The sequence below is a fragment of the Candidatus Polarisedimenticolia bacterium genome (assembly GCA_035764505.1).
In the GTDB taxonomy this organism is placed as follows: Bacteria; Acidobacteriota; Polarisedimenticolia; order Gp22-AA2; family AA152; genus AA152.
Window position 1 is genome coordinate 1 of the sequence record DASTZC010000191.1, and the last position, 6169, is coordinate 6169.

5 protein-coding genes are annotated in these 6169 nt (G+C 64.7%); 4 read left to right on the forward strand and 1 reads right to left on the reverse strand.

Annotated elements, in window-relative coordinates; translation table 11 throughout:
- Both ligD and VFW45_12775 read left to right on the forward strand, forming a co-directional pair.
- Positions 1 to 1609: DNA ligase D (gene ligD, locus VFW45_12770; GenBank protein HEU5181655.1), on the forward strand; the 1609-nt coding region annotated here is incomplete at its 5' end.
- Entirely contained in the window at positions 1606 to 1758 is a 153-nt protein-coding gene (locus VFW45_12775) for a hypothetical protein (GenBank protein ID HEU5181656.1), read from the forward strand. The genes ligD and VFW45_12775, both read left to right, overlap by 4 nt.
- Here VFW45_12775 and VFW45_12780 read toward each other — a convergent pair.
- Positions 1755 to 2174: a low affinity iron permease family protein gene (locus VFW45_12780; protein ID HEU5181657.1), complete on the reverse strand. Its 420-nt coding sequence runs from the start codon at positions 2172 to 2174 to the stop codon at positions 1755 to 1757. The two genes, VFW45_12775 and VFW45_12780, sit on opposite strands and share 4 nt — an antisense overlap.
- Before the next feature lie 213 nt (positions 2175 to 2387).
- Here VFW45_12780 and VFW45_12785 point away from each other — a divergent pair, with 213 nt between their 5' ends.
- Together VFW45_12785 and VFW45_12790 are read left to right on the forward strand one after the other, a co-directional pair.
- Positions 2388 to 3065 carry a DUF1579 domain-containing protein gene (locus tag VFW45_12785; protein HEU5181658.1) on the forward strand — a complete coding sequence of 226 codons (678 nt, stop codon included), beginning with the start codon at positions 2388 to 2390 and terminating at the stop codon, positions 3063 to 3065.
- Between the two features lie 327 nt (positions 3066 to 3392).
- Positions 3393 to 5606, forward strand: coding sequence for a S41 family peptidase (locus VFW45_12790; GenBank protein ID HEU5181659.1), 2214 nt, complete (start codon positions 3393 to 3395; stop codon positions 5604 to 5606).
- The last annotated feature ends 563 nt before the right edge of the window (positions 5607 to 6169 follow it).

Here is a 6169-nt window from a genome sequence, read left to right on the forward strand (position 1 = left end):
CGCAAGCTCCTATCGCGCCGGACGCGGCCGCGACTGGCTCAAGGTGAAGTGCGTGCAGACGCGGGAGCTCGCGGTGGTCGGCTATACCGACCCCGAAGGATCGCGGCAGGGGTTCGGCTCGCTGGTCCTGGGCGAAGCGCAGGATGGCCGGCTGGTGCACGTCGGACGTGTCGGGACCGGCTTTTCCGACCGGGTGCTTCGCAGCCTCACGCCGCGGCTGAAATCGCTCGAGGTGGCGCAGGCGGCGGTCAATCCGACACCGCGGGGCGCGGCGGCGCGCGGCGTCCACTGGATAAGGCCCGAGCTGGTGGCAGACGTGGCCTTCACCGAGCGCACGCGCGACGGCATCCTCAGGCATCCGGTCTTTCGCGGGCTGCGCGAGGACAAGATCCCGAAAGAAACCGCCGGCGAGGCGAAAGGGACCGAGCTGGAAGCGGCGAGCCGGGGGCGCGCTTCGAGCCGGCAAAAGCCCAGGTCCTCTGCGTCAGGAGGCCCGGGGACGGGCCACAAGAAGCAGGCGGCCCAGGGTCGGCCACGAGCGGACAGCGCCGCCGGCCGCGCGGCGCCCCAGCACGTCTTGCCGAAAAGCGGCGGCAGGGTCGGCCTGCAAGGCATGCGTCTCACGAATCCCGATAAGGTCCTCTATCCGGAAGACGGCATCACCAAGAGACGGCTGGTGGATTACTACCTCGAGGTGCAGGAGCGGATCTTCCCGTACCTGAAGGACCGGCCCCTCACCATCCGCCGCTGTCCCGACGGATACGACAGGTTCTGCTTCTGGGAGAAGCACCTCGACGACCTGCCGCACGGCCTGCGCTCCATCTCGCTCGATGATCCCGAAACGGAGAAGAAGCGCGGCGCTTACTTCTACGCCGCGTCGATGGAAGGGGTTCTCGCCCTGGTGCAGCTCGGCGCCCTCGAGCTGCACGTCTGGGGATCGCGCGCCGCGCGCGTGGAGCACCCCGACCTGATGATCTTCGACATCGACCCGGACGCGGGGCTCCCCTGGAAGCAGGTGATCGAGGCCTGCACGACGATGCGCGAGCGGCTCGACGAGATCGGACTGAAGTCGTGGCTCAAGACGACCGGCGGCAAGGGGCTGCATGTCTGCGTCCCGCTGGGGCGCCGGCAGGACTGGGACGAGGTGAAGGAATTCTCCAGGGCCCTGGCCGAGAGCGTGGCGGCGCGCCAGCCGGAAAAATACACCCTGAATCCGCTGAAGGCGCGGCGCAAGGGAAAGATCTTCCTCGATTACCTGCGCAACGGCCGGGGCGCTACCTCGGTCGCCGCCTATTCGACACGGGCGCGGCCGGGCGCGCCGGTTTCGATGCCGCTGGATTGGGGCGAGCTCGACCTGCGCCTGCGCCCCGATGCCTGGACCGTGGAGAATGCCGGCAAGCGCCTGCGCCGCCCGGATCCCTGGAGCGGCTTCTATGCTTGCCGGCAATCGATCACGGCGGCGATGCGTCAGTCCGTCGGTTTGTCCGGCGCGAGGCCGCGCTCCACAAGCGCCATGGCGGCGCGTTCAAAAAGCGACATGGAGTCGCGTTCCAAGAGCGACATGGAGTCGCGTTCAAAAGGAAGCGACATGGAGTCGCGCTCAAAATGATCCGCAAGATCGGCGCGGGGAAATACCGTCTCTACTCGAGGAAGAAAGATCCCAAAACCGGCAGGCGGCGCAACCTGGGCACCTTTTCCAGCCTCGCCGCGGCGCAGCGCCACGAGCGGGCCGTGCAATATTTCAAGCGCCGCGGCTAGCGAGTCTCCACCTCGGGAGTCCCGGTATCGCCGGCGCCGTGCTCCATCTCGTCCCGCGCCGCGCCGGCCAGCTTCTGATACCGCTTCTTGAAGTCTTCGAGCCGATCCCCCTCCAGCTCCTCCAGATCGAGCAGCGCATTGTGCGCCCCCTGCGTGGCGCGGATCAGCTCGTCCAGCTTCACCTGGATCGCCTCGGTGTCGCGATTCTGGGTGTTCTGAATCAGGAAGACCATCAGGAAGGTGATGATGGTGGTCCCGGTGTTGATGACCAGCTGCCAGGTGTCGCTGAAACCGAAGATCGGGCCGCTGAGCCCCCACAGGACGATCGTTCCGAAAGCCAGTGCAAAGACCCCGGGCCGGCCGCAGAAGTGGGCCGCCTTCTTGGCGAGGCGGGAATACCAGCTCTTTTCGCGCATGAAGCCACCTTTCCTGGCCGTGCGTGGCCATGAAGCATGATAGCGGCGCTTGCAGGCCGAGGCACGATTTCCGGGAAAGCATCGGTCGGCGCCGACACTGGATATCCCATGCAATACGGAGACGCGGGATGCCGCGCGACTTTCCCGGCGATCGGTGACGTATACTCGATTCGGAAGTGCGACATAAGAAAATCCATCAGGAGGTCCAGGAAAATGGTCAGATTCTCACGAGTCGCATCGGCCATTGTCGGCGTCGCGCTGCTCTCCGCGCCGGCGGGTGCGCAAACTCAAACGCAGAAGAAGCCCCCTTCACAGACGGGCGCCCCGGGGCAGCAGCGGCAGCCCGGCCAGCCGGGGGCCCAGGGCCAGCCGCAGATGACTCAGGAGCAGCGCGCCGAGATGGAGGCCTATCAGAAGGCGGGGACGCCGGGACCACAGCATCAGGCGCTGGCCGCGACGGCCGGCGACTACGACATCAAGATGAAGAGCTGGCACGACGCCACGGGAGCTCCGATGGAGGAGGCGGGGACCGTGCGGCGTTCGATGGCGCTGGACGGCCGCGTCCTGGTCGAGGAGCTCAATGGCACCATGATGGGCCAGCCCTACACCGGCCACGGCATGATGGGGTACGACAACGTGACGGGAAAGTACTGGTCGACCTGGAACGACAGCATGTCGACCGCCCTCATGGTGACCGAAGGGACGTGTGATGCGCAGGGAAAGAACTGCACCTTTACCGGTACCTATAACGACCCCGTCAAGAAGACTCCGATCCGCACGCGCATGACCACGCGCTGGCCGAGTCCGACCACGGAGATTTTCGAGATGTACGGTCCGGCACCCGACGGCAAGGAAATGAAGATGATGGAGATCACTTACACTAAGAAGTAGCGCCCCTCCTGCCGCATCAACAGTTTGTCAGTAACCCGGGGAAGCAACGGCGGCCTGCAGGAGCCGCCGTTTCCCTTGATTCCCGCACCTTCGCCACGCACCTCCGAGAATTCTGGGAAGCGCCGAGCCTTCCCTTCCGACGATGTATTGTGCTGTCCCCTCCCAGCTGAGAGCTCTCTGGCCCGTGGATTGAGTGACAACCGTCAAAATCCTGTTGCAGGAATAGTCCTTTCGTCGTATGAGATCCTCCAAAGGTATACCTTCCTACGTAGTCCTTAGCCATCGTGTCGCCCCAAGAGCGGCCAGCTGAGATGAAAGGGGGATTCCATGTCTCCGCAGCGCCTGCTTTCCACCGTCCTCTCTGTACTGCTTCTCTCCGCCATGCCACTGGTCGCCGATGACGACTGGTGCGATCGGGCCGGCGGCGGCCCTCCGGGCTCGAACATCCCGGTGGACCTCTCCGCCGCCCACGCCGGCGCCCGGTTCTTCGGAGTGCAGGTCGCGTACACCATCGCCGATCAGGCGCTGGTCAATGCCATCGACCCGCCGGGCGCACTCTCGAGCGCCGCTTTCCCGGCCCTCCAGGCCTACTCGGAGGCGCTGGCCGGTGTCTGCGCCGCTCCCGCGAACACCAGCACCCTGGGCCCCGCCCAGGTCTTCACGTTCGGGACGATCGTCCTGATCCGCCCGGGGACCGGGAGCGTTCAGATTCCCTCGAACGCCGACTTGGTCGTCGTCGATCTGCGCAATCTCCCGGCAGTCCCGGGTCTGCGGGCCGCGCTCGACGCGGCCGTCGCGCCTGCCCTTAACAATCCCGTGGCGCGCTCCGACCGGACGGTCCGGGAGCACCTTGGGATGAAGGATGAATTTTTCCTCCAGGGGAACGCCTACAGCACGCAGTTGATCCGGCAGACCCAGGCACCAATCCCGTCGTCCTGGGGAAGCGGACCGGCTCCCGCTCTGGCCTTCGCCACCGCTCGGAGACTAGCGCCCGAGGCGGCGGAGCTGGCCGGGACTTTGCGCCTCGCCCGGCGCGCCTGGATCGTGGGGGACGACGTCTTGGCCTCGGTCGCTGAATCGCGCTGGCAGGGGGTCGGAACGATGACCGAGACCGGGTCGGGGCTCCTTTACCGGACCGAGGACCTGCTGCTCACCGGTCCCCACGACCCGCGCTGGCCCGACGTGATTCCGGCCGACATCCTCTCCTCCGACCCGACCGGCGACCTTCAGGAGCTCCGCCGGCTCCTCAAGGGAAGCGGAAACCCTCCGAACATCAACCCTGGCGACACCCTGCGTCCGGCGCTCCAGCAGATAGAGCCCTTCGGTGCCACCCAACCGGGCGGCCTGCGCCTCGGCGACATCCGTGGGGCGCTCATCGTCTCACACGGAGTGCTCCGGCTCTTCTACCCCTACTTTCCGGTCGTGGGAGACAATATTGATCCGCGCCTCCTGGAAACCCTGGGAATGTTGGGGAGCGGCCCGCAAGTCGATGCAATCGTCGCCTTCAACGCGGTTCGTCGTTTCAGCGAGGCGACCCGGGACGGCCATTACTTCTGGTCCTCGCAATACTCTCCGGCCAAGGCTTTCATGAAGGGCGCCCTCCCCGTGGTCCTGGAGCAGATATCGGGAGAACCGGTGGTGCGCAAGTCGAACACGTCGCTGGTGCAGCCGGGGGACACCCTGACCTCCATCGCCGGGTTGCCGGCGGCCGACTGGTTCGCCCGGGAATACCCATTCACCTCGGCCGCCACGGACGGATTCAGGTTCGTCAATGCCTATCGGCGAGGATTAGGAGGGATCTGGCAATTGACCGGTCCGACAGAGTTCGGACTCCGGGCTCCCGATGGTTCCACGCGGACGGTGACCTACAATCCCACATTAGGGACAGTGGTGCCGACTATCGACTTCAGCTCGCGAAGCGAGGGGCCGCTGTCCGACATGGGGGCGCCGGATCTCTATTACCTCAATCTCGCGACCACCGTCATCGGCTCCGATCTCGCCCGGGTCAACGCCGCCGTGGACCAGGCCAAGAGCCTGGGATCGGCCGGGATGATCATCGATGATCGCAATGGCAAGAGCGTGAACCACATCGGGGTTGCCCAACGGTTGAACTGCGTTCCTTTCAGGTCGATGTTCTTCAATATCCCAGTTCTGTCGGGGCCCGATGTGCGGAGCGTCTCCACGACGCAATACCAGTTTAATCCCGTCCTGCCCTACTGCGGGCCGATGGTCTTGCTGGTGAGCACCACGAATATCTCCAATCTGGAAGACTTCGCGGAGTACCTGGTGGGGGCACACCGGGTCATCGTCGTGGGGCGCCAGACCGCCGGGACCAACGGCAACATCACCGCGTTCTATCTCCCCGGGGGGGGCCTCTTCCCGTTCACCGGGATGGAAGTCCGGACTCCGGACGGAAATCAGTTCCACGGTATCGGTATAGCGCCTGACGTCACGGTTCAGTACACCGCCGCGGATTTTGCCGTGGGCCGCGACCGGGATCTGGAAGTAGCAATCCAGGTCCTGCACGGCCAGACGCCCTGAGCCTCGCAAGACGGCCGGCCGCCGGTCCCTCTCCGGCGGCCGGCTCCGAAATCACCGACGAAACCTGGGACTTCCACAATCATCCGAAAACATCCGCGGCAGCGGTGCCTCCTGCCCTTGAACCCCATGATTCGCAAAGACATTCTGTAGCTGAGAGCGGTTCGAAGCTCTCTCAAGAAACGCGCGAATCGGCTCACCGGGCCGGCCAAATGCCCGATCCTTGCCGTCGTCGCTTGAAGCGATAGTGTCGTCACTTTGACACACACATGAAAGCCGTCTACGCGCCTTGGATCCTGACTGAAAATCGGATTTTTCTTGTCCAGTACGGGTTTTTACGGATGTTCAGCTCTTCTCCGTAGGGCCTATACTTCGCGCATTCGCGACCCTTACTGTGGAGGTTCCATGAAAAGACTCATCCTTGTCGTGTGCTCCTGTTGCGTTTGTATGCTCGCGATCGTCGCCTTCGGGACGACGCTCGCGAGCGCCAAGAACGACCATTCCGGGGGCAAGAGCAACAAGAAGACCTGCCTCTGTCACATCCCGCCCGGGAACCCCGACAATGC

Bases quoted from the DNA above. Each gene is read 5' to 3' on its own strand.
- VFW45_12775 (HEU5181656.1), top strand. From the start codon at position 1,606: ATGATCCGCAAGATCGGCGCGGGGAAATACCGTCTCTACTCGAGGAAG.
- VFW45_12780 (HEU5181657.1), bottom strand. From the start codon at position 2,174: ATGCGCGAAAAGAGCTGGTATTCCCGCCTCGCCAAGAAGGCGGCCCAC.
- VFW45_12785 (HEU5181658.1), top strand. From the start codon at position 2,388: ATGGTCAGATTCTCACGAGTCGCATCGGCCATTGTCGGCGTCGCGCTG.
- VFW45_12790 (HEU5181659.1), top strand. From the start codon at position 3,393: ATGTCTCCGCAGCGCCTGCTTTCCACCGTCCTCTCTGTACTGCTTCTC.